The organism is Enterococcus sp. 3H8_DIV0648, assembly GCF_002140655.1.
In the GTDB taxonomy this organism is placed as follows: domain Bacteria; phylum Bacillota; class Bacilli; order Lactobacillales; family Enterococcaceae; genus Enterococcus_A; species Enterococcus_A hulanensis.
In genome coordinates this window covers 50454-74313 of sequence record NZ_NGLG01000002.1, presented here as the reverse complement: position 1 = coordinate 74313, position 23860 = coordinate 50454, and the positions used below count along the sequence as shown (strand labels likewise).

At 37.5% G+C, this 23860-nt stretch carries 28 protein-coding genes; 11 read left to right on the top strand and 17 right to left on the bottom strand.

All coding sequences use genetic code 11. The features are described from left to right. The first annotated feature begins 117 nt into the window (after positions 1 to 117). From A5875_RS16870 to A5875_RS16830, 9 genes are all read left to right on the top strand, one after another. Positions 118 to 828: a hypothetical protein gene (locus A5875_RS16870; RefSeq protein WP_088934783.1), complete on the top strand. Its 711-nt coding sequence runs from the start codon at positions 118 to 120 to the stop codon at positions 826 to 828. A gap of 447 nt (positions 829 to 1275) precedes the next feature. Continuing rightward, complete coding sequence (locus A5875_RS16860) at positions 1276 to 1482, top strand: hypothetical protein (protein WP_088934781.1); 207 nt, start codon at positions 1276 to 1278, stop codon at positions 1480 to 1482. Positions 1483 to 1573: 91 nt separating this feature from the next. Further along, positions 1574 to 1786, top strand: coding sequence for a DUF2922 domain-containing protein (locus A5875_RS16855; protein WP_088934780.1), 213 nt, complete (start codon positions 1574 to 1576; stop codon positions 1784 to 1786). Between the two features lie 120 nt (positions 1787 to 1906). After that, the gene (locus A5875_RS16850) at positions 1907 to 2299 is read left to right on the top strand and encodes a hypothetical protein (RefSeq protein ID WP_088934779.1); all 393 of its coding nucleotides are present in this window, start codon (positions 1907 to 1909) and stop codon (positions 2297 to 2299) included. A 33-nt stretch (positions 2300 to 2332) separates the two neighbouring features. Continuing rightward, a complete protein-coding gene (locus A5875_RS16845) occupies positions 2333 to 2932 on the top strand; it encodes a DUF2922 domain-containing protein (RefSeq protein WP_176244736.1) in 600 nt (199 codons plus the stop codon). A gap of 79 nt (positions 2933 to 3011) precedes the next feature. After that, positions 3012 to 3104 carry a type I toxin-antitoxin system Fst family toxin gene (locus tag A5875_RS23330; RefSeq protein ID WP_141108356.1) on the top strand — a complete coding sequence of 31 codons (93 nt, stop codon included), beginning with the start codon at positions 3012 to 3014 and terminating at the stop codon, positions 3102 to 3104. Between the two features lie 214 nt (positions 3105 to 3318). Next, positions 3319 to 3567 carry a hypothetical protein gene (locus A5875_RS16840; protein WP_088934777.1) on the top strand — a complete coding sequence of 83 codons (249 nt, stop codon included), beginning with the start codon at positions 3319 to 3321 and terminating at the stop codon, positions 3565 to 3567. Between the two features lie 2 nt (positions 3568 to 3569). Continuing rightward, the gene (locus A5875_RS16835) at positions 3570 to 4013 is read left to right on the top strand and encodes a type II toxin-antitoxin system HicB family antitoxin (protein WP_088934776.1); all 444 of its coding nucleotides are present in this window, start codon (positions 3570 to 3572) and stop codon (positions 4011 to 4013) included. Between the two features lie 123 nt (positions 4014 to 4136). Further along, the gene (locus A5875_RS16830) at positions 4137 to 4322 is read left to right on the top strand and encodes a hypothetical protein (RefSeq protein ID WP_088934775.1); all 186 of its coding nucleotides are present in this window, start codon (positions 4137 to 4139) and stop codon (positions 4320 to 4322) included. Positions 4323 to 4507: 185 nt separating this feature from the next. On the opposite strand, the gene xylB is transcribed toward A5875_RS16830, so the two are convergent. The 11 genes from xylB to A5875_RS16775 all read right to left on the bottom strand — a co-directional run bounded on the left by xylB (position 4508) and on the right by A5875_RS16775 (position 17153). Then, positions 4508 to 6001, bottom strand: coding sequence for a xylulokinase (gene xylB, locus A5875_RS16825; protein WP_088934774.1), 1494 nt, complete (start codon positions 5999 to 6001; stop codon positions 4508 to 4510). A 64-nt stretch (positions 6002 to 6065) separates the two neighbouring features. After that, positions 6066 to 7373: a xylose isomerase gene (gene xylA / locus A5875_RS16820; RefSeq protein WP_088934773.1), complete on the bottom strand. Its 1308-nt coding sequence runs from the start codon at positions 7371 to 7373 to the stop codon at positions 6066 to 6068. 44 nt (positions 7374 to 7417) lie between these two features. Continuing rightward, the gene (locus tag A5875_RS16815; RefSeq protein ID WP_088934772.1) at positions 7418 to 8290 is read right to left on the bottom strand and encodes an ROK family protein; all 873 of its coding nucleotides are present in this window, start codon (positions 8288 to 8290) and stop codon (positions 7418 to 7420) included. Positions 8291 to 8450: 160 nt separating this feature from the next. After that, positions 8451 to 9782, bottom strand: coding sequence for a family 43 glycosylhydrolase (locus A5875_RS16810; protein WP_217809353.1), 1332 nt, complete (start codon positions 9780 to 9782; stop codon positions 8451 to 8453). After that, entirely contained in the window at positions 9782 to 10600 is an 819-nt protein-coding gene (locus A5875_RS16805; protein WP_176244735.1) for an HAD family hydrolase, read from the bottom strand. Before A5875_RS16805 ends, A5875_RS16810 begins: the two co-directional genes overlap by 1 nt. Continuing rightward, positions 10593 to 11006 (bottom strand): PTS sugar transporter subunit IIA, encoded by a 414-nt coding sequence (locus A5875_RS16800; protein WP_088934769.1) that lies wholly within the window; start codon positions 11004 to 11006, stop codon positions 10593 to 10595. Before A5875_RS16800 ends, A5875_RS16805 begins: the two co-directional genes overlap by 8 nt. Positions 11007 to 11018: 12 nt before the next feature. Beyond that, positions 11019 to 11846, bottom strand: coding sequence for a PTS system mannose/fructose/sorbose family transporter subunit IID (locus A5875_RS16795; RefSeq protein WP_242551204.1), 828 nt, complete (start codon positions 11844 to 11846; stop codon positions 11019 to 11021). Then, positions 11839 to 12627 carry a PTS mannose/fructose/sorbose/N-acetylgalactosamine transporter subunit IIC gene (locus A5875_RS16790; protein WP_242551203.1) on the bottom strand — a complete coding sequence of 263 codons (789 nt, stop codon included), beginning with the start codon at positions 12625 to 12627 and terminating at the stop codon, positions 11839 to 11841. Before A5875_RS16790 ends, A5875_RS16795 begins: the two co-directional genes overlap by 8 nt. A 17-nt stretch (positions 12628 to 12644) precedes the next feature. Beyond that, complete coding sequence (locus A5875_RS16785) at positions 12645 to 13121, bottom strand: PTS system mannose/fructose/N-acetylgalactosamine-transporter subunit IIB (protein ID WP_088934767.1); 477 nt, start codon at positions 13119 to 13121, stop codon at positions 12645 to 12647. A gap of 16 nt (positions 13122 to 13137) precedes the next feature. Beyond that, positions 13138 to 14460 (bottom strand): family 43 glycosylhydrolase, encoded by a 1323-nt coding sequence (locus A5875_RS16780; protein WP_207114163.1) that lies wholly within the window; start codon positions 14458 to 14460, stop codon positions 13138 to 13140. Positions 14461 to 14465: 5 nt separating this feature from the next. Then, a complete protein-coding gene (locus A5875_RS16775; protein ID WP_088934765.1) occupies positions 14466 to 17153 on the bottom strand; it encodes an alpha-mannosidase in 2688 nt (895 codons plus the stop codon). A gap of 189 nt (positions 17154 to 17342) precedes the next feature. Here A5875_RS16775 and A5875_RS16770 point away from each other — a divergent pair, with 189 nt between their 5' ends. Next, positions 17343 to 18446, top strand: a complete 1104-nt coding sequence (locus A5875_RS16770) for a GntR family transcriptional regulator (RefSeq protein WP_088934764.1) — start codon at positions 17343 to 17345, stop codon at positions 18444 to 18446. A gap of 171 nt (positions 18447 to 18617) precedes the next feature. Here the strand turns inward: A5875_RS16770 and A5875_RS16765 are convergent, their stop codons facing one another. The 4 genes from A5875_RS16765 to A5875_RS16745 form a co-directional block, all read right to left on the bottom strand. Next, a complete protein-coding gene (locus A5875_RS16765; RefSeq protein ID WP_088934763.1) occupies positions 18618 to 18956 on the bottom strand; it encodes a hypothetical protein in 339 nt (112 codons plus the stop codon). A 48-nt stretch (positions 18957 to 19004) separates the two neighbouring features. After that, on the bottom strand, positions 19005 to 19568 hold the full coding sequence (locus A5875_RS16760; RefSeq protein ID WP_088934762.1) for an ECF transporter S component: 564 nt from the start codon (positions 19566 to 19568) through the stop codon (positions 19005 to 19007). Next, positions 19555 to 19920 (bottom strand): DUF4430 domain-containing protein, encoded by a 366-nt coding sequence (locus tag A5875_RS16755; protein WP_088934761.1) that lies wholly within the window; start codon positions 19918 to 19920, stop codon positions 19555 to 19557. The genes A5875_RS16760 and A5875_RS16755 overlap by 14 nt, the downstream gene beginning before the upstream one ends. Positions 19921 to 20308: 388 nt before the next feature. Next, positions 20309 to 20584 (bottom strand): WxL domain-containing protein, encoded by a 276-nt coding sequence (locus A5875_RS16745; protein ID WP_254911903.1) that lies wholly within the window; start codon positions 20582 to 20584, stop codon positions 20309 to 20311. Positions 20585 to 21348: 764 nt separating this feature from the next. Here A5875_RS16745 and A5875_RS16740 point away from each other — a divergent pair. Continuing rightward, on the top strand, positions 21349 to 22803 hold the full coding sequence (locus tag A5875_RS16740; protein ID WP_088934759.1) for a helix-turn-helix domain-containing protein: 1455 nt from the start codon (positions 21349 to 21351) through the stop codon (positions 22801 to 22803). 304 nt (positions 22804 to 23107) lie between these two features. On the opposite strand, the gene A5875_RS16735 is transcribed toward A5875_RS16740, so the two are convergent. Together A5875_RS16735 and A5875_RS23795 are read right to left on the bottom strand one after the other, a co-directional pair. Next, positions 23108 to 23416 carry a DUF4176 domain-containing protein gene (locus tag A5875_RS16735; protein ID WP_176244734.1) on the bottom strand — a complete coding sequence of 103 codons (309 nt, stop codon included), beginning with the start codon at positions 23414 to 23416 and terminating at the stop codon, positions 23108 to 23110. Between the two features lie 89 nt (positions 23417 to 23505). After that, on the bottom strand, positions 23506 to 23860 hold a 355-nt coding region (locus tag A5875_RS23795; protein WP_176244733.1), incomplete at its 5' end, for a hypothetical protein.

Sequence of the window (23860 nt, the reverse complement as noted above, 5' to 3'; positions counted from 1 at the left end):
AACATTGTCTATTTCTTTTGATGTCATCAGTTTTCCCACGTTATGTTTAATTTCTTATAAAGTGTATGGGTTTTTTATTCGTGTATACTGAAGTTATACAAAAAAGGAGTGATGCACATGTCAAATGAAACGTTAAGTGAGAGGGTTCTGTATAACAACAAAATTTCTGAGGAGTGGCTCGAATTAGTGGATAATGCACCTGAATTTAACCGCTTTGATTTAACAAATATTTCCGCACTTTTAGTGGCTCCCTGCGATCTTGGTACGTTGGTTATCCGTGATGGTCAACCGTCATTATCCAAGAAAAACACTTTAAAAACTCTGGATAGTTTTTTTAAGACGCACCGATTCTTCGATTACTCGTTGACTAAGCGCTGTTTTAAGTCGATCAAAGAGTTTCCATCCTATAAAGTTCCTTTTGTGAATTGGCACTACGCCCTATTTCCCCTTGAACGGCCAAAGAATTGTATGTGGTTAAACCCGTTAGATATTTATGATTTGAAGACAATTCACGGGAGATGCTTTGCGGAGCTGAGCAACGGGTTAGTCCTCGAAACGCCCACACAAATGCGTAGTATCATTGATCAGGCTGAAAAGGTGATTTATGTACTTTGTTACCTGCGGCGCGAGTATTCGTTGACCGATCACTATAATGGGGACCCGCTGGACTATGTTCAACTGCCGCAGACACCTTTTCTAAAGTCAATCCGAAATCGATCACTGCTGCAGCATTGGGTCACCGAGCGAGGTGTTTTCCATCAACGATATCTCCACGAGTCCTTGTTAAAATACAGCAGCAAATATATAGATACAGCGGATGTTTTGTAAACGCTTATAAACCTACGCAGCTCATGAATGGGTTGCGTAGGTTTTTGCCTTTTTATACATGAACGGACATCTTGCGGTATCCGTTTAAATGTTAAGAAATTATTAAGACAGACAATTTCAACTAAATTTCCCTCCCTTTTTTCGCAACTAATATCTTTAAGGTTAGCTTACAAAACACTGCTATATTCAGCTTTCTTAACAGTTCCTGCATTTCTACTCTTGTCAAAGTGTTCAATATTACATAACCCTTCCAAATTTGCAGGATTAACCCCTTCTTAATTTCTGTAAAGCCTATTATGTAGCGGTTTTCCATCTCAGATGACCACAAAAAGCTGCATTTTTGCGTGCAAAATGTAATTTTGGCGGTTTTGACCTAGTTTTACTTTCTGCCTTATCGTTAAGTCACCGGCCGGAACCAAACGAAAAATGACTATGGAGGAAAAACTTATGATCCAAAAACTTAGCAGCAAGCTAAAAGTACAGATCGACACACCAAATGAGGAGAAATTACAAAATATCAATTTTCAACATGTCGTTGATGAACCAGATGAGAATGCGGTGTTGACGCTCGGTGAGATTATGACCACGCTGTCACCAGAAGGCAGCTCGCTGGATGGTGTCGTATTAACCAGTCAAAAACGTTATACGAAGTAAATGATGGATGGAGTTATCCAACGGCAAAAAATCAACAGTTCTTACTCTCTCTCGTCGTTGGATAATTCCTACAAAAGAAGGAGGAAAACAGATGTTAAAACTAGTCGCAAATTTTAAAACCAGTGGAGGAAACAGTCAGACCTGGAGCCTTCCCAATCCAGATACGACCAATACGCCTGCTGAACTCAAAGGGCTATTGGATCAGATTGGTCCGCTAGAATTATTCAGTAAAGACGGCAATAATCTCTACGACACCGCGGAAAGTGCGATGTTCGTGGAAACCAACGAAACGATTCTTTTTTAATCGTTGAACTGTTTGGGCGGTAATCGTCTGCCGCCCTTATTTATACATAAATCCTAGGATTGATTTATCTCAGAAGACTTGCGCAAGCTTCGGGAACTATAAAAAAAAGGAGAAAATACTATGAACGAACAACCATTTACATCTAAACAACTATTTAGCTTAAAGAAAAACACCCTTGAAAAACGCATCGACTCGTACTACAGAATCTCTGGCGATGCCGACAGCACCGTGCAATACCTGATGGCGCTCAATATCCGCGAACGCCTTGGAGATGGCGAATTTCATTTGATCTTGAAGGAACTGGTGCAACACCTCTTTTCGCAACGAAAAGTCACCAAAATCATCAAAAAATTCTTTTTCTACTTCAAACATTATTTCACTTCAAAAGAATGGAAATACTTAAACCTACGGGTCTTCCCTGTCCGTCAATATGCCGAAAAAGCGATCAACGCTGTGCGAAGCCGCTTCTCTATCAGTAATTTATTTGGCGCTCCGGAAGCGCAAGTTGAATGAATCAATTCTTAAAAAAAGAAAGGAATGAAAACTATGTACGCTGTAAAAACGATCAAAACCAAAAAATTAGTCTCAACTTTTTATAAAAGCAACGGTAAGAAACAGAATCTAATTGTCAAAAATCCAACAGTCGAAAAAACTGCCGAAGAAATTCGCGAAGCATTGGAGTTATTGACTACGCTAGATATTTTTGAAGAAGAAGATGGCGTGAAAACATATGCCGAAGTCGATACCTGTAAGTACGTTGAAACCACTAAATATATCCAATTCGATCCAGAGCATCCAGTCGAATCCATTGAACTATCAGTCGCACCGAAGCCAATTGATGTCCATGCTGCCACTTGTCCAAAACCGAAATACGAGAAATTCGTGGATTTAGCCTGCCCGCCTGCCTTGGAGAAATTATCGCAGAAGAACTTAGCACCAAAAGTCGAAGCACTAAGTTTACCAGTAGCGGCACCAATTAACGACCTACCTAACTCAAACGTTTCTTTGCCAATAGAATCAGATAATGAAGTAATCCCAATCTCCCAAGAACCATCCCAAGTGCCGAATAAGAACAGTGGCACGCTTAAACGAAAGCTCTCCCGTCTCTGGGGTAGAAAAGGCAAAAACAAGGATGAGTCTTCATGAAGAACTTCTCGAAATGATTAATTAAGCCTATCCTCTCTCAAGTCATCACCTCTCATTCCGGAAAGGAGGTGCTGCAAACTTGGGTGAGCTGGTAAGATACGTCCTTGCACCGGTCTTTGTGAGCTTGGTCATCGCACTTTTCAAGCATTGGTTAAGTGGGCGTGATCCGTGATGACTATACGATAAAATCCCCCTGCGATTTTGCGATCGCAGGGGTTTGGTTAAATTTAGTTATCCGTCGACATTTTTACGTTTATTTCATTAAAGTGATCTAAATAAATTTGTATTGGGAAGCTATGGAATAGATGAGAAAAATCATTTGATATTTCAAAAAAGATGTGCGATACTTTGTGTATCAAAGTGACACTGGATGTGGTGCGTGATGTTTGTTGGGTAAAAAAGAAAAACTGTATACTAAAATAAAGAATTCTCCTCATAACACTTCTTTTGATGATATGAAACGGCTTTTGGAATTATATGATTTCATTGTTGAAAACAAATCAGGTGGATCTCATTATTCTGTAAGACATCCAAAGATAAAATTACCGATTAAGCCATTGCCTAGAAGAAATCCTATCAAAGCTCCTTATGTGAAGGATTTTTTGTGTTGGATTGATGAAATAAAGGAAGGATAATTATGAAAAATATAGATGAATTAATGAAATTAAATTATGCTATCAGTATTCAGAAAGTAATTGATGACGGTGATGAATATTTTGCAGTCTCTTATCCTGAATTACCGGGTCTTACTATCTATGCGGACTCAATAAACGAGGGTTTAGAAGAGTTGGATGAAGCTAAATTGGAATGGTTCCACGCTGCCATAGGCTCAGGCGTTGAAATACCAAAACCTAAAAAAGATGTATCCGCTTCTGGAAGAGTAACGTTAAGATTACCAAAGTCATTGCACAGTGAGATCAAAGAACGAGCAAAACTAGAAGAAGTCAGTTTAAACTCTTATTTAAATTATCTTATTTCTACTGGATTGCGCGTAGTCGATGTAGAAAATACTGGTAAAAAAATAACTGAAAAGGTTTCAAAGACGAGTCCTCATGAAGACCTTCTCAAAATGATTAAGTAAGATATCCCTGCTCAAGTCATCACCTCTCTTTGCGATCGCAAGGGGAGATTTCAGCCTATTCATCAACTCAAAATTCCCAACTTTTGATATAATTGGTTAAAATAATTGAGGAGGCCTTGGATAATGGTTAAAGTGAACAAGAACAAAATACTGAAAACATCGATTCAAGAGCGTAAACAGCAGACCGCAGCCTTAATTACTCTTTCAAGAGTCAAAAAGAATGAACATAAATATAGAGATCCTAAGAAAGCCGCGATGCTAAAATCTTTTGAAGAAAAACGCAATGGATTCAAAATAGGCGATATTTAAGAAAATAAAATGCGTCCTCTAGATTAGACCAAAAATCTAACTTAGAGGGCGCACTTTGCTTTTTACAATTATTCTCTTACCATTTTTCATTTCCTAGCGGTTCAAACGTGACTAATTCACTGTCAATCAGGTGTAAATGCTTTTAACCGAATACAGTTTATCCGATATTGCTTTTATGGTTGATTTTATATTTCAGATAACTGATGACAAATTGATTTTGTTGCAGAATAAACTTGTTGATAGATAGGATAGATTTTTTTATATTTTTCAACACTACCTATCTCAGGAGTGTAGATCGATGCATAGGAAACAAATTTTTTAACACAGTCTTCAAAAGTCTCAAACATACCTGAGCCTACTGCTGCTAGTATCGCCGCACCCAAACCTGGTCCTTGTTCAGTAGTTAAAGTGTGAATCGGTACGTCAAAAATATCTGCCTGCATTTGTAACCACGCTGGATTTTTTGCCCCACCACCAACCGAAACTAAGTATTCAATTGGTTCTTTTTTAGTAGCTTTCATCATTTCTTGCGAGTCTTTCAATGAGAACGTAATTCCTTCCAATACTGCTCTAGAAAAATGCTTCATTTCATGACGGGCATCTAGTCCAATGAAGCTGCCTCGGATCAGACTATCTGCATACGGAGTTCTTTCCCCTACTAAATAAGGCGTGAACAAAAGACCTTCCGCCCCCGGAGAAACCGCTCCGACTTCACTCAATAGTTCGTCAAAATTCTGCCCTTTCGCAAACGTATTTCTAAACCAACTCAATGAGCTTCCAGCTGAGAGTGTTACCCCCATCGAGTAATAACGATTGGGCATCGCTGCATTGAATAAATGTAATTTCCCTCTATAATTAGAATCTGCATTTTCTTCATTAGATAAGAAAACACCGCTGGTTCCAATCGAGACCAAACCAACATTCGGAGAGGTCAGGCCTGCACCTAACGCAGCGCAAGCATTGTCAGCACCGCCCGCAAACACTGCGATTGATTCTGTAAAACCAAATTTTTCCCTTATGCGATTGGAAAGCTCTCCTACACATTCTGAAGACTCATACAATTCAGGCAGGAGTTCTTTCGCGATAGTAAATTCTTGTAATATTTCAACAGACCATTGCTTCTCCTTGATATCCAATAATAAGGTCCCTGCACCATCAGAGTAGTCCGTGGAATAGTTTCCTGTAAGCCAATAGGCTAAATAATCTTTTGGCAGCATTAGATGGGCCACCTTTTCCCAAATATGCGGTTCGTTTTCTTGAACCCAAAGAATTTTGGGCAACGTTAAACCTTCCAATGCGATATTTCCAGTAATCTCAATTAGTCTGCTGCCCATTTTTTTATTTATTTCTTCGCATTGCTTACTTGTTCGAACATCATTCCACAAAATGGCCTTCCGAAGAACCTCGTTGTTTTCATCTAATAAAACTAAGCTGTGCATTTGACCAGAAAAGCTGATTCCTTTTAGCTGACGCTTCATATCCGGCACAGCCAAAATCAATTTATTTAACACAATTTCGAAAGCCTCAATCCAGCAATGCGGGTCTTGTTCACTATACCCTGGTTTTTCAGAGAACAGCGGGTATTCAGAAGCCTCACTGGCAACCACCTTTCCTTCTTGATCAACCAACACCCCTTTCAACGAACTGGTACCTAAATCAATACCTAAAACATAAACCATTTAATCAGCACCTCTTTCACTATAAAAAGCTGAAATATCTTCATAGATATTTCAGCCGTCGTTTTTAATAAAGATAATCGTTTAAGCGATTCTTCACGTATTCAATGTGACTGGATTCCAGCTCGATATTTTTTAAGTTCAACGCATAATCTGTTAAGGTTTCTAAACTTTCTTGATCTTCAATGATTTTAGCGCCAATCCCTGTCTTGAAAGAGGAATAACGAGCGGCTTTCAACTCATCGAAGAACTGATCTTCTTTCAATCTGACCGCAGCTTTCAATCCTCGAGCAAAGGTATCCATTCCAGCAATATGCGCCAATAATAAATCTTCCATTTCAAAAGAAGAACGTCGAACTTTTGAATCAAAGTTAATGCCTCCAGGAGCAATCCCGCCATTTTCTAAAATTTCATACATTGCTAAAGTGACATCATAAACATTGGTAGGAAATTCATCCGTATCCCAACCTAAAAGCACATCCCCTTGATTGGCGTCAATAGAGCCTAGTGCATCATAATCACGAGCAACATTCAACTCATGTTCAAAGGTATGTCCCGCCAATGTAGCGTGATTTGCTTCTAAATTTAGTTTGAAATCTCCTGCAAGATCATACTTTTGAATAAATGCCATTGTTGTTGCAGCATCAAAATCATATTGATGCTTTGATGGTTCTTTCGGTTTAGGTTCAATCAAAAACTGTGGTTTATGACCAATTTTCTCCCCATAAGCAACGGCCATTTTAAATAATCGTGCAATGTTCTCTTGCTCAAATTTCATATCGGTATTAAGCAGGCTCTCATATCCTTCACGTCCGCCCCAGAAAACATAATTCTCGCCGCCAAGTTTTTTACTAATGTCCAACCCTTTTTTCACTTGGGCTGCCGCATACGCGTAGACATCGGCACTATTTGTAGAAGCTGCTCCATTGACATAGCGTGGATGCGAGAACATATTTGCGGTATTCCACAACAATTTGATTCCTGTTTGATCCATCTTTTCCTTGATCAAATCTGTCATTTCATCTAAATTCTCAAAAAATTCAGCTAAGGAATTTCCTTGCGGAGCGATATCTACATCATGAAAACAAAAGAATTCAACATCCAATTTCTCCAAAATTTCAAAGAATGCCTCTACCCGATTTTTAGCAGTTTCCATTTCCGTTTCACCAAACCAAGTACGCTTATTCGTTGGATCACCAAAAGGATCTGATCCATCTTGAGTCATCGTATGCCAATATGCCACAGCAAAACGTAAATGTTCCTTCATTGTTTTTCCAGCGAAAACTTCTTTAGCGTTGTAATGTCTGAAAGCAAACTTATTTTCTGTATCTGGTCCTTCATAGTCAATTGTTTTTACATTTGGAAAATAGCTCATCATTTTCTCCTTTATCACTTTAAAATATTAGTGTCATCGTCTATTTAAAATGCTTTAGTCGTTTTTTTCGCTTCTTCAGCTAGGAGCAAGCTTCCGATGATCCCGCTTTCATTAGGCAAGCCCCAACGTTGAATATATTCGTTCAACTCTGGTGTTTCCATATAACCTGCCATCTGTTTCTTAAATGATTGGCGAATTTTTTGTAGTAAGTGGTCTTGATTCATCACACCGCCGCCTAAAACAAACATTTCGGGTGCTAAAATCAGCGTGTAGTTCACTAAAGCTTGAGCGATATAATACGCCTGAATATCCCACACAGGATGGTCATCAGGCATTTCTTGTCCTTTGATACCCGTTCGTGCTTCTAAACTCGGTCCTGCCGCTATTCCTTCTAGACAGTCTCCATGATAAGGACACGCCCCTAGATAATCATCTTTAGGATGGCGTTTGACATGAATATGCCCCATCTCCGGATGACCGATACCTGAAAATATCTTATTATTAACTACTATACCGCCGCCAATGCCTGTTCCAACAGTGAGATAGACACAGCTTGTTTTACTTTTCGCGGCGCCCTTTTTTATTTCCCCATAGGCTGCCGCATTAACATCGGTCGTCCAAAAAATAGGGATATCATAATGACTCTTCATTTTGCTAAGAAAATCATAATCGGCCCATCCTGCTTTAGGCGTTGCCAAAATATACCCATAGTTTTCTTTTTCCTCATCAATGCCAATCGGCCCGAACGAACCGATTCCCATCGCACTTAACGTATATTGATCAAAAAAATCAAAAACTGCAGCTAAAGTTTCCTCCGGTTGTGTCGTTGGAATACTGATTCGATCCAATATTGTTTGGTCTTCGTCACTTACTGCACAGACAAATTTTGTTCCGCCTGCTTCTATTCCTCCATACATTTCAAAACACCTCTTAATTAACCCTTCGTGGTTAGTTTTAATTCCACGCTTTTCGCGATACAGACTTCATCTTAAATAGTAGCTATGACTGCAACATCCATCTACTGATCTTACTCAAGTGATACCAATTCTCTGTAATCTCGACATATTGAAACTCAACTTAAAATGAATAATCCTCAACACTAATTGCTTCAAGGCTCACGTTCCCACTGCTGGCTATTAATTCAATACGATTATTTTTCCCAGGTTCCATTAGCAGCGTAAAATTGGCATAGCCATCAAAGGTCCGCCAAGATCCGCTGAATACCATGTTCAGCAAGGAAACATACTCACCATTAACTAACAAAATACATTTTGCTAATTTATCCGGTGTGGCATAGTAAATACCTAAATTAACTTTACCTGTCTTAAAGCCATCTACTTCGTCAAACACTACCACACTATTATTTTCCTTCGAGAAGTTTTTTAAGCATGTCTTTTCATACGCATCAGCTTGTTCAACCTTTTCAGCGCCTTTAAATTCACTTGCTTTGTTTATTCCATAGATAGTTAAATCGCCGTTCTTCTCTAAACCATTAGTTTCAAGTGCCGGATGGCCATTACGTGTTTGGACCACTACCTTCATTAAGCCGTCTTCAGTAAATTCAATCGGGTCCCAGCAAATAGATCGTAATGTCCCAGCATGAGATAAATCATCAGAATGATAAAAAGCATACCATTGACCGCGATATTCAACTACAGAGCCATGACTTGTCTCACAACCAGTCGGTTCTAAATAGGTGCCTTGATAATTCCACGGACCAAGCGGATGATCACTCGTTGCATAGCAAAGATTATTGTTCCCGTGATGATTATCTGAGTAAGTTAGATAATAGATACCCTCTCTTTTAAAAACCCAAGTGGCTTCATGAAAATCATGCAATCCTTGCATTTCTTGTTCTTCCCCAATAGTTGTCACCATGTCGTCTGACAACTTCACCCCTCTGGCCTTCTTGCCTCCGCCATAGTATAAGTAGGCTTGATTGTCATCATCGATAAAAACGGCCGGATCAATCATCGCATGTCCGCCTACGCCTTCAATAAATCCACAGCTTTTAAAACCTGATGTTGGCTTGTCGCTTATTGCTACACCGATTTTCCAACTGTCATTCCATTTTTCTTCACTTGGATGCGGAAAATAAAAATAGTATTTTCCATTATGATACGCACAGTCTGGCGCCCACATGAATCCTCCAGAAGGACGACCCCATTCAATATCTGACGAACGCAAGATTTCACCTTCATCTCGCCAATTAACCATGTCACTCGTTGAAAAGACATGGTATTGATCCATAAGATCGCATCCTCTAGCTGGATCGATATCGTGAGATGGGTACACATATAAGCGACCATCTTCCCAGACATGTGCAGAAGGATCTGCTGTAAAAATCGTTTGAATAAACGGATTTTGAGAGTATTTTCTATTTCTCCTAGAGAGTAATTTATTTTCCATCATTTTGATTCCTTTCTAAGATAGCTTTGCAAAAACTCAGCAACACCTAGTTGGTCATTGGTTCCGATTACTAAGTCAGCCGTCTCTTTAAGTTCTGGAATTGCATTTTCCATAGCAATACCGTAACCCACAGAGCTAATGAGATCCAAATCATTTTCTGAATCGCCAATAGCCATGACCTCCGCCAACGAATAACCAAGAGTATCAACTATTTTTTTGACACCACTCAATTTTGAAACACCTTTTTCAGTCATTTCAAAATGTCGTTGATCCGATAGCGCAACATTTAGATTCAACGCGACTAACTGCTCCTTTAATTGATTAATCTCATGCGTTGGCAAATGGCTGACATCCAAACTAAACTTACAGAAACTCAAATTTTGTGTATTCATGATAGTTTCAAATTCGGCTACCGTACTGATGCCATAAGAATTATTTTTAAGATTTGGGTGATAGTACAGTCTATCCTCAATTCCCGTTAAAAAAATGCTCAATTGATTCTTAAACGCAAAGTTAAAACTTTCTTCTACCAATTCTTTAGAGAGTTGGTAGAAGTACATTAATTCATTTTTCGGATTCATCGCATAGGCACCGTTTTGTGCCACTTTATAACCATGTATTCCAATCTGTTTGAAAAAGCCTTCAATCGAATCATGGCCTCTTCCTGATGCAATAACTATATGATCGAAAAGATTATGTGCCATAAAAACAGCCTTTGCAGTCCGATCGTCTAGGACTTTTTGCTCATTTAAAAGTGTTCCGTCCAAATCAAGTACTAAGATTTTCAACTGGTTATTCTTCATATTTTTATTACTCATCTTCCTCATCGATCTCAGGCTCGAATTCATTCACATAGATGATTGCCTCTTTAGCATCTGCAATAATTTTGTTCAACTGATCCGCATCTAAATATGTCGTATCATTTGCTAAGGCAACACCCAAAACAAGTGGTAGATTTACTCCAGTGATCACATGTGTATGGGGTCTGTCAGTTAGTTGAGTGACCTCTTGATTCACACTACCTGCCAGAATATCCGTAAGAATGACCACTTCGTCTTCCTTACTTAAATCCTTTTTAAAATGATCCAATTCATCCTTAAAAGGAATATCGTTGATATACGCATTAATAAACGTTAGATTATTTTTTTCCCCAATAATGAACTCAGCCGTGCTTTTTATTCCTTCTGCCATCTGGGCATGTGTCGCAATTAATACTTTTCTCATCTGATACTCTCCTTATGCTGGACTTAAAATTCCTAATAATGATCCTAAAAGTGATACAACAATTACTAAGCCAATACAGCGTGTTGGCGTCCACTTTTCTTTCCCAAGTAACTTATAAAGAATAAATACTGCAATAACGGGCAAGAATGCCGGCATGATTTTATCAATCATATCTGTTTGAATATTTGTTTTTAGTTTACCGATTTTTAAAATAAACCCTGTTTGCAAACGAATATTACTAGCAACAATTGATCCAACAACTGTCAATCCCATAATAGAAGCTGCATCAGTTAGTCGATTCAACTGATTTCCAAAACGTTCTACGATGGCTAAACCAGAATTGTAGCCTCCATAAAATAGTCCACGTTTGATTACAAATAGCATGAACATGGACCAAGCGAAACTGATGATTGGACCAAAGATATTTCCATCTGCCGACATTGTACTCACGATCGAACCAATAATTGTAGACATCATGATATTAAATACAGCATCTCCAATTCCAGCAAATGGGCCCATTAAGGAAGTTTTTAATGCTTGAACGGCATCCAATGATTTCACGCCATCGCGTTCTTCCATAGCTAATGATGCTGCCACCAATGACTCTCCCACAATATTATTGGAATTGTAGTATTTGAAATGATTATTTAATGAAGCTGCATAGTCAGCATCATCTGGATAAATTTTTCTCAAAACCTTATTCATTGAATAAATCAATAAAGGGGCTTGTTGTGTTTCATAATTGTATAAGTTATTTCCCATCACTGTATAACGCCAAAACACGCTAGCTTTATCCCGTTTCGATAGAGTAATCTTTTCTTTCTGATTCACGTTATTCATCAAAATCATCTCCTAATTCATCCATTTGTGGAGTACCGTCCGCTGTTGCTGGAACTGCTTTATTGTCACCTTTCAATACAAACATTGTATAGGCAAATCCTAGACCAACTAAAGCCACACCAAGAACAGGAAGTTGTAGATACCCAGCCAAAACGTACCCAACAATTAAGAATCCTAGATACTTTTTCGTTGGCATGTAATGAAGCAAGATCGCAATCCCGACTGCTGGAAGCAAGCCACCTGCAATAGATAACCCATCCATGAACCACTGTGGTAAAATATTTAAAACATTTTTGACAAAGGCTGAACCGAATAACACAACAAAGGCTACAGGAACAGCAAATTTCAACCCATATAATACCGGCCCGGCATATAACGCATTATTCATTTGTTTAAACTTGCCTTGATTGGCCAAGGTCTGAGATTTCTTACTGACAAAGTTGATTAATAATTTTACAATAATATCTAATTGAACAGCTAGCAGTCCTACTGGAACTCCTATTGCAATTGCTGTTTCAAGGCCCTCACCGGATCGAATAGCAATAAATCCACCTGCGAGAGTTGCTAAAGTGTAATCTGGAATCGATGCTCCTCCGATAGAAGCCAGCCCCAATCCCATTAATCCAAACGTACCTGAGATAATCAAAGCCGTTGTCATATCTCCTGTAATTACCCCAATAAAAATCGGTACTAAGGTTCCCAACACTTGAAAACCCACAGCATCCATACCAATAATAAACGCTAATAAAATAATTAAAATGTTTTGTAACATTTCTGGCATTTCATTCACTCCATCCTTTATTTAATAAAATCATCAATTGGTTGTTCAGCATCATTCGGTAAATATTGCAAAACAACTTTTAATCCTAAATTCTGCAGTTCTTTGATATCTGCTTTATCCTGACTGCTTAACGCTACATATTTCGATACGCGCTCTTTGTTCTCACCAGGGAAAATAATGCCAATATCCACTAAGGGAATATCAACGCCACCCTTTTTCAATTCAATCAATGTTGCTGGACTTTTAACTAAGAGTAAAACCCCATGATTGTCATATTTTCCTGCTTTAAAATTCTCAATTGCCGTTTGAGTATTAATAATCGACATTCCAGTTCCACTAGGTTTCGCCATCCGCATTGTTCGTTTCAGGCTTTCATCTTGACTTAGAACATCATCTACTACCATAAAACGTTTAGGTTTGAGATGAGAGAACCAATCTGTTACTACAACCCCGTGAATTAATCTTTCATCTACTCTTGCTAATAATATTGGCATTCATATTTCTCCTTTTTTATAGTTTTTGACTAGATATTGCTTCCAGAATAACCTCTCCTTGTCCACCGACAAGCATAATCGTATTTGTCCTTCCAGAAGCTAATGGTACTGTTATATTAACATAGCCATCAAAAGTGTGATTCCCACCTGTGTAAGGGAAATTGATCAATGATTCATCTACATCATTAACAATTAAACGTAATTTTGCTAACGATTCGGAAGTTGAATAATAAAACCCTAAAGAAACACGTCCGCCGTCAAATCCTTCGACATTCTCAAATTTGACAACTGATCCCATCAAATCTAAATCAACAATTACCTGTTCAAAAGGAGAGTGTGATTCTAATTTGATCCCACAGCCAAGGCATTTAGCATCTTCTGCGGTTTGATAAGCAAAATGAGAAGGGGCTTTCCTTTTGCTTATTTCTAATCTAACCGCTCCTTGCTTTGTCACAGCAACAGGCAGAATCTCACCAGCTTCATTAAAATGCAATTCGTCGAAGCAGAAATTACGTAATTCATTGATATTCGAAAGGCTATTGGTATGATAAAACGCATACCATTTATTGTTGAACTCAACCACAGACCCATGACTAGTTTCTAACCCTACTGATTCTAGATAGATTCCTTTATGTGTCCATGGTCCTAATGGCGTCGGTCCTGTCGCATATCTCAATCTGTTATTCCCAGAATGATTGTCAGAATAGGTCAAGTAATAGATTCCTTTGCGCTTAAAAACCCAAATTGCCTCATGAAAATCTTCCAGTGAGTCAATTTTTTCTGGAGTGCTTGCTAAAGTGACCATATCCTCATGCAATTCTGCTTGAAATGCTTTCGCACCTCCACCATAGTAGAGATACGCTTTTTCATCATCATCAATATATACACACGGATCAATCAATGCATGTCCGCCAGCACCTTCAATAAATCCAACATCTTCAAAATTGCTCACTGGATTTGAACTTTTTGCCACTCCAATTTTCCAGTGATCATTCCATGGATGGTCACTGGTGTGAGGAAAGTAGAAATAGTAACTGCCATCTTTAAAGGCGGCATCTGGAGCCCACATAAATCCAGGAATACCCCAAGATAAATCCATTGATTGAAGAATTTCACCTTCATCTCTCCAGTTGACTAGGTCATCTGTTGAAAAGACATGATAGCGATCCATCGTGCTGAAGTCAGCTTTTCTAGGCGTGTAATCTAAATCACGCGAAGCGTAAACATATAAGCGGCCATCTTGCCATACATGTGCAGAAGGATCTGCGGTAAAGATAGATTGAATAGGAGGATTCTGTGAATACTGTCTATACTGACGACTTAACAAATACTCTTTCAATCCATTCACTCCTCAATAAGTAATGTTGTAATTTGTGCCTTTTCTAGAGACAAATTATTGATTTGTTCTTTTTGTTCTTCCAGCAAATTGCTCATCCAATACTGCTTTTCGTCAGCTAGTTCAATCTTTTGAGTATCCTCAGATAAGTTGTAACAACGAAGAACCGTTTGCTGATCATTGTTTCTTTTCTTTAAAGCAGTGACTTTAACTGCTTCATTGTTCAGACCGAAACAAGTTTGTTTAGCTGGCAGGGTTCCTGCATGATACGAAGATTCAATCACAGTTAATGGGACTTGATTGCTGAAAGCCGCATGAAGAGAAGCATAAAAACCGTTTGCATCATGCAAGGTCAACCCATAACTCACTTCCTGTTTTCCTAAACATTGTGCTTCAGGGGTTGGGAAATATCCCCAGTCACCTAGTTCTCCCACTGAACGCAAGATAGTCGTTTTGATATATCCACCATCCCGTGTTACTTCATACTCATTCAACCCATAATTTGAAACAGTCATGCCGCCATTATCATCGTGAACATTTACGAAAGCATGTGTATGCTGCGGGTTCTCTGGATTCTTCCATTTATCCGACACTTGATTATTGCGAGAAACAACTTCAAAAATACTATCCGCATAATGCTTGCTCGTTTTTCGTCCGGTACCAAATAATACTTGCAAGCGATGGTCGCGCATTTGATTATCAAAACTCGTTTTAAATTGTATCGTTGGATTATCTTTAGCGACTGTCATCTGTGTTTCGAGCTGCAAACGCTCAAGTTTATCGGATCTTTTAGCTGTTCTAGCACGATAATCAACATGACTTCTTTGCTCTAACAGCAATTGACCGTCCATGCTAACTGGAATATCTAAAGTTTGAACAATTTTTATTTTTACATACTCACTATTATTTTCTAAGATATCTATTTGGGCGGTGTTATTTCTTGTAGAAATAAGTTTATCATTCAACGGCGCTCTGAAAACGTACTCATTTCCTAGGTCACCCATATCTTCAAAAATCAAAAGATCATCATATTCATGCCCAGTTTTTTTATCTAATATCCTTAATGATCCGTCTTGATTAATGTGAATGTTATAAAGACTCGTTTCTATTTCTCGTGATGACTTCGCTAAAGGTGCTTTAACCTTTTCATTTGATTCAGAAAAGTTTAATTTGAAGGTTTCCCAAGAATACCCTTTCATTGTTGGCATATTTATTGAGAATTTAACAAAACGATTCATATATGATTGTCGAAAAGCATCTTTTGGCAAATCAAATTTGAAATCTACTCGAGAACTAACTTCAAAAATTGGGATATCCTTTCCATTCGCATCAACAACTGAGAAATCAGGTACAGGCTTATCACTTAATTCTTGAAATATTGTCGCCGCACTCTCTCTTTTTTGAGTAAAGAGATGGCGATCATAGATTAACTCAATGTCTACTACTCCAGCTTTTGAAGAACTAGAGGTATTAAAAACAACAAACGGCATTGAGGCGTCATCTTCAACTATTTCTTCTGTGTTAATTGCTTTTTCTAAATGACGAGCACTTTCGTCAATAATGTACTGTGCTACATTTTCTGTTTTTTGATAGCGAGTCATCATTTCCTTATGAACTTCATCAAGTGAACAACCACAGATACTGTCATGCGGATGATTTTGCATCAACATTTTCCAAGCAAAATCAAGTTGTTTTTCAGGATAGTCATATCCTGCTTTTTGTGCCATTACTGCTAAAGGCTCCGCTTGTTCCTCTAAATATTTTGTGGCTTTTGTGTTTTCCTGCTTCAAATAAACTCTAGATGAAGCCGTATTGGCCAATGTCGTCCAGCCATCTGTTTCTTGTGAGGTGATTTCACCTTCAATAACATTTAAATTCTGCGGCAACTCTTCTTTCAGTTCTGCTATATAAGTATCAAAATCAGAATGAACAAATTCAACATCTGGATAGATTTCATTCGCAATCTTAATCGCTTCAGAAAGATTCTTTTGAACCGGTTGGTGATCACTGCCGTTCAACATTAACAACTGATCTGTTGAAGCATATTTTTCAACATCAGCTAATTTCTTATCCCAAAATTGCTTTGCTTCAATCGGATCGATTGGAATTTCTTTCCCATTACTGTACCAATTAGCAAACAGCAAACCAAGAATTTCGCTACCATCTGGACCTTGCCAAGTCATTTCAGAGAAATTTGAACTATATTTGTCATTATCAAATACCTGATTTCCAAAGCCTGTCGGTTTTACACCTCTACCAAAGGCCGCAGCTTCAATCCCAATTTCTTTCATTAATTGTGGAGTCTGTCCCATATTTCCGAAAGTATCTGGGAAATAGCCTAATTTTACGTAATCATCTGTCCACTTCTTACTTTCAATAGCACCGACTAACATATTTCTTGCATTCGATTCACTTGACGTTAAAAAGTCATCCTGCAAAATATAAAACGGCCCTACCTTTAATTTTCCTTCAGCTACTAATTTTTCAAGAATAGGTCTCTTTTCTGGTTTGACTTCCAAATAATCATCTAAACAAATAGTTTGTCCATCCAAATGAAAACACTTGTAGTCTGGATCATTCTCGAATAACTCTAATAAATCATCAATCAATTCAATTAGCAGCATATGATGCCTTTCGTAAGGCATGTACCACTCTCTATCCCAATGACTGTGCGGAATAATATGAACTTTTTTCATGGTATCCTCCAACATTTCTTTTTGTAAAGCGCTTTACAAAAAGAAATATATCATACGTATCTTTAAATGTCTACAATGTATTCTTATTAGAGCCATTTATTTTTATTCAATACATTTAAATGATAAGCCTTTAAACAACGTTGACTGCAAATGTATTGTTTGTTATATTTCTTGAGGGGGGATAAATAAATGGTGAAAAAAGAACCGCTATATATATCCATTACGAATGAGCTTAGAACTGCTATCGAATCAGGGGATTATTCAAACGGAGAACAATTACCCACTGAGCTAGAATTAATGAAAAAATACGATGTCTCTCGTGTTACAGCACGCAAAAGCCTAGACTCTCTTGTTATGGAAGGTCTGATTGAAAGATTCCCTGGAAAAGGAACCTTCGTTTCAGGAAAAGTGAATATTGCTACTCAAAAAAGAACTTTTGGAGTTATTCTCCCAGCAATTTCTCCATGTTTTGGTACTCAGTTACTCTATAAGATTAGCGCTCGCCTTCAAAAAGAGAACATCAACCTTTTATATATGGGGACTGAAGATGATCAATACACGGAAGCAAAAGTAATTACTGATATTACTAAAACACAAATTGATGGGTTGATTATTTGGCCTGCATCTGGTGAATTCATAGGAAAAGAATTGCTTCGTTTAATTTTAGAAGAATTTCCTATTGTTTTAATCGATCGATATATCCAAGACGCTAAAGTAAGTTTTGTTTCGACCGATAACTACAAAACAATTGAAAAGGCTTTAAAATATCTAATTGAACTTGGACATAAAAAAATTGCGATTGCCTCTAAATTATCGGATCACAATTCTTCAATTCGTGACCGACTATTAGCTGCCCAACTCTATTTATCTGAAAATAAGGACGGGGTAAATTACTTTGGCGGCGTATTAGAAATACCAAAATTTAATCGCGAAGATCCTAAAGATATTGCTGAGAAAAAGGCTGAACTTCTTGCAACCTTAAAAAAATTCTTAGTGAATAACAAGGAAATTACGTCTTTTATGGTTACAGAGTATTATCCTGCAACGTTACTTTACGAATGTTTAACGGAACTTGGTTACAGCGTTCCCGATGATTATTCAATTATTTGCTTCGATTCTCCTGATTTTTCATTAGAACATGCCATTCGTTTTACGCACCTAAGACAACGAGAAGATATCTTAGCTGAAAAATCTGTGGACTTGTTATTATCAGTAATCGAAAATCCTCATCAGATACAAAATAATTTAATTGATGCTGATTTGATCATTGGAGAAACCACAAAGAAAATATAAAAGACTGCTTCTTTGTAAAAAAGCAAACCTAATCAAAAACAGAAAGAAACAGGGATCAAAATCACTTTTGCGATTTTGATCCCTGTTTCTTTAGTAATACCGATTTCAATTATCTACCGTTTAAAATCATCAACTTGCTCAATCATTTTTCATTTACTATCAGTTCTACAACTAAATTCTCTCCTTAGCCTTCTGAATCAATTCGCGTATAGCTGCTTCTTTTTCAGGTGTTAATGTTTTTAACCGAATACAGCTTTTTCCGATATTGCTTTTTTTGAAGACTGGCTCATATTGGGAAATAATCGATTGACCATTTTCAAATAGAAAGAGATAGAGGTTTACAGTCTTTTCGTATTGCTTCATCGATATCAGCGGTGATCCTTCCCCGTCTTTAACATTAGCAGGAAATAACCACCCCACACCAGTAAATTTCCCGCTAGAATAGCTTTTAGCTGGCTGCTGAAGTTCTTCTTCAATTATTTTGACTATCCTGAGATAGAGTTCGTCCATTGTGTTCGCTTTTCTCATCCCCTTAACAAATAACGAGCCATAGGCTGCCTAAATATTGGTCTTTCCACCATACCATTTTTGGATCGTTTGTGTTAGTAATTTCCGCAAGATCGGGGTTAACAGCAGATAAAACACGACATTTCCAAATGCATGCATCACATCGACCGAAACTCCGGCTAAATAATAGGGTAGAAATGCGGATATTCCTAAAAAAGGTGCTTGAACAGCTGAAATAAGCAAGCCAAACAGCAAACCCGTAATTCCGGCATAAATCGCTTGAATCATAATACTCTGCTTAAATTTTGGTACTTTCTTCAATAGTCCGGTCAGCAGGATAATCAAAAAGTACGTGGTAATTTGGGCGATCGTCCAAACACCCATCCCCATATAAAAATTCGTGATAAGAATCGAAAGAAGCCCCACTATCAACCCTTGATAAGTTCCCCAGTAGATCGTGATAATCAGCAGGATCGCCGTAACCGGCTGCACATTGACGATAAATTGAAAAAATGTTCGACTGACTACACATAGTGCCACCATCATTGACAGCAGGCTCAATTCTTTTACCCCTAATGAGAATACCGAATAGATCGTTCGATTAGAATTGTTCAAGCTTAAACACCACTCGATCTCCTTCTTTCAGCTCAACATCCTTTGCGCCAACATTGACTTGTTCATCATTTTTCGTAAAGACCCAATATTTATTCTGCTTAGCATCCTGAGCATGGCCATCGATCGAGGTGATCATGCCATCGTCATCCTCAACAGCATAATTTTTCTTTAGCACATCATATAAATTTTCGCCCTTATCAAATGTGATTTCCTTTTTCGAAAGCTCTTTTTCTCCATCTAATAAAGTGATCGTCGCCGTACTCTCCGCCTTTTGGCTGCTTGAGACTTTGGTTGCACTGTCTGTCGACTCCACCGATTTGTCTGTACATCCACTAAATGCCAGTAAACTCACTAATGCCGCTAAAAAAAAACGCTTTTCTTCATCCTCTTCTCCCCTTTAAACTTGATAATAAAAAACAAAGCCTATTTATTAAAAAAACTAGTACAAAAATCTGGCAAAATGAAGCATTCTCGCTTTCCCTTACCCAAAAGTTAAAATATTACTATTCACAAGCTTTTGGAGGCAGAGAAAACACAAATATCTATATTCAAAATAACAGATTTATTGTTGGAAAGAAATCATTAAGAACCTTCCGGCACCATTTTTGCACGACAAAACAAATATGTACTACTAAATAAAAAATAATTGCCTTTTATCATGAATGAGAGTGAATTATACCAACCGTCCTTAAAACAAAAAAGCTCAACCATCATCAAATGGTTGAGCTAGTCTATTTCTGTTACATTTTTTGTGCACCAAAATAGAATCCCTTTGGTACCACATCCAACGATAAAGGACCTTTAGTATCCGTCGCTGGATTATTCGGATCAATTGGTTCCTGTGGTTCAGATGGAGCTGCAGGATCTTTTGGATCAGTCGGAGATTCATGTGGAATCAACTCGATCTCACCTTCTGAGTCTGCTTGATTCGCAGCAGCATTCCCAGTGACCCCGATACCTAAACTCACACTAACCAATCCTGCAAAGAAACTTTTTTCAAACATCCCCCTTTTCACTTCAAACACCTCCTTACTACTGTAAACAACACTGACTTTTTGTACCCTGTAACTGTATTAGTTGACCACAATCACAATTTTCCAATCAAAAAAAGCGATCAAATGATCGGATTAGAAAAACAACTCTAATCTAAAACATTCTATAACTAAAAAATGAGGATAAGAGTAGATTCCTTTAATTAGAAAACAACTTTATTAGTGATGTAACAGATTTTTATGCGTTACAATAGTTATAGTATTTCTTACTATTTATTGAAAAACAGGAAATGTTATCAATGCTCAGTATATTTCTTAGTTATTTCACTTCTGGCTATCCGCTGTTTTTTCCTGTCTCTTATACACATCTAGATGTGTATAAAAAACAACTTTATTAGTGATGTAACAGATTTTTATGCGTTACAATAGTTATAGTATTTCTTACTATTTATTGAAAAACAGGAAATGTTATCAATGCTCAGTATATTTCTTAGTTATTTCACTTCTGGCTATCCGCTGTTTTTTCTAAATACAATCTCTTTTTGGTTGGAAAATTGGAATTTTTTCGATTTGTGGTTGTGATAGTTTATTTGTAACTAGGCTGTCTCTTATACACATCTAGATGTGTATAAGAGACAGGTATATTTCTTAGTTATTTCACTTCTGGCTATCCGCTGTTTTTTCTAAATACAATCTCTTTTTGGTTGGAAAATTGGAATTTTTTCGATTTGTGGTTGTGATAGTTTATTTGTAACTAGGTGTTATTAGACATAATTTAGGAGGAACTGATGAATTCCATATTATTTAGCGAAGAAAACAAAAAACAGCAGATCGTGGCTTTATTGACCGAATTAGAAAACGGGACCTATTCAATCAATCAACTTGTCCAACGACTCCCCTTTTCCAAAGAAACCACCCTCTTTTTAATCGAAGAAATCAACAAGGACTTTCAAGAATTATTTGATTATCATCTATTAAACCCGCAGCACAAAGTGATCTGGTCAAATGATTTTTTTGAAATAAATAAATACAATCAATTTTTAGTCCAAAAATCCTTGCCCTATCAGTTCATACTCCATATGCTGATGTATCCAAAATTTGATTTGAAGGATTTTAGTAAAAAGTTTTTTATCAGTGTGTCCTCCGTGCGCAGACTCTTGAGGCCCTTCATTGCCTCACTAGAAAGATACAATATAAGAATTCGCTTATCGTCAATGACGGTTGAAGGGCAAGAATTTGAGATTCGGGCAATGTTTCATTCCATTCTTTGGATCGGTTCTTTAGGCGTCGAGATCATGGCGATTCTGGATTCAGAAGATGAAATGACCTTACTGAAACAAATCGGCTTCTATGATTCCATACATATTAATACAAATGAAGCGCTCGTCTTCTTATTGATCTCAAAGCTGCGGATCGAGCAAGAACACTACGTAGACTCCTTTCCATTAAAAGCTGTCTATTATCCGCCAAAAGAAACAGTGCCTATGAAACATTATTTGGAAAAACAAAAGGTCCCAGCTTGCCACCTTGAAACTGAAATGGCCTCTCTGACTTACAAGATGTTTTATTCAGAAACGCTTTTGGATATCAAAGACTTTAGGGTACCTTATCTGACCCTCTATATGGAGACACTAACGAAACAAAACGACGAGCTGCAGGTAGTTTTGGACGAACTTTTAACGCTACTCAAAGACGAAGGCGACATTTCAGATCCTGACAGCTTGCAACTGATCTCACTAAATTTTTATTCAGCCTTTTTGCTGTTCCATTTAGAAAATCAAGCCACTCCAGCCCTGCGTGAATTCCAGCAGGAAGAAGCACTGACGATCAAATTGAATCCTCAATTAGCCAGTGTGATCAAAGTTTTTCTGACAAAAGTCATTAGAAGAACAAAGTTCAAATGGGCAGCACCGACACTTAATGAGCTTACTAGAACCATTGTCTATATCATCCAGCCCTATTGGCAGCCAGAAAGCATCGTCGTTAATGTCGGTATCACACCGATTCCTAATTCACAGCTGGTCCAAGAACTTCTGCAGCTCTTTTCGCTGCTAACTTTTGTCAACACAACCTTTGAAGACAAAGCCAGCCCAGACATCGACTTGTTCATCAGCCCCTTCAAAGAACAAGTACCAGATCCAGATGTCCCATTCTTCTTAGTCCCTATCAGCGGACTCACGGACAAAGTAGAACAACAGCTATTTGCCCAATTGCTAAATATCTTTCAAAAAAAATTTTATTAGCACGGCTTGTGTTTTGTTGAGCAAGTCCAGTTAAGAAACCCCAACAAAAAAAGTCCGTAACCATTTGGCTACGGACGGTTTAAGAAAAACGCCATTTATCTACTGAATGGCGTTTTAACTTTCATTTTTTCTGTAATCTTTATTCATACTAAAATAAGCATTGGCTTAGTGATTCGGGTTGTTCCAAAGTTTTTACTATTTTCATATTCTTTATATATCTAATTCTTGAATGCTTTGTCTTCTAATTATGTATAGAAATGGCTCGTTTAAAAGTCATCCTATATTAATCCTTTAAATCAAAAATCTAATAAGTATCATTTACAGATAATTTGGAATATTTGACCTTCGAAATTTGCCTTTTTATTTCTTCTTGAAGTTTTATTTCTTCACTTGATTTGTATCCTTCAAAGTGTACAAGATTAATATCTTCCTCGTTAAAGAAATAGTTATTCTCGTTTATTTGTCCTTGCGGAAAAATACATCCCGCATAATCAAAATAACCTACCATACCTTTATTTTCATATAGTGGAAATCTTGAGGTAATCATCAATTCTTGTTCACCATCTGTCAGTGTTACCACTGTTCCGATTGGGTATAGTTTCATAATTAACATAGCTCCCTTCTGATAGAAATATTTCAATGCTAGATAAAACTTAACGCCTCGCAAATGATAAAGACATTCTTACTATTTTTTCGATGTCATCACAAACTATCACAAATTTTTTTTCTTGCTGAAATATTGAGTGTCATTAAACAATAAACTAAGCTTGCACAGAAAAAAGAGGTTCCCATTATTGGTACTAGTTCCTTAAGTATCATGCTTAATATAACTCCTAAAATTATCATTATCACCAAAACTAAAAGCACTCCTTTAGCCTGATCCAATTGTTCATTCAGTAAGCTTCTATACCTTGCTATGTCTCGTTCACTTGCATTGATTTTCTTGGTAAAAACTGACTTCTCTTTTCTATTGTGAAAATCACCAATCAATTTACCAATAATTGATCCTATCAAAATAGAAATTAGCAACCAAATAAAAAATTGTTCTGAATATAAG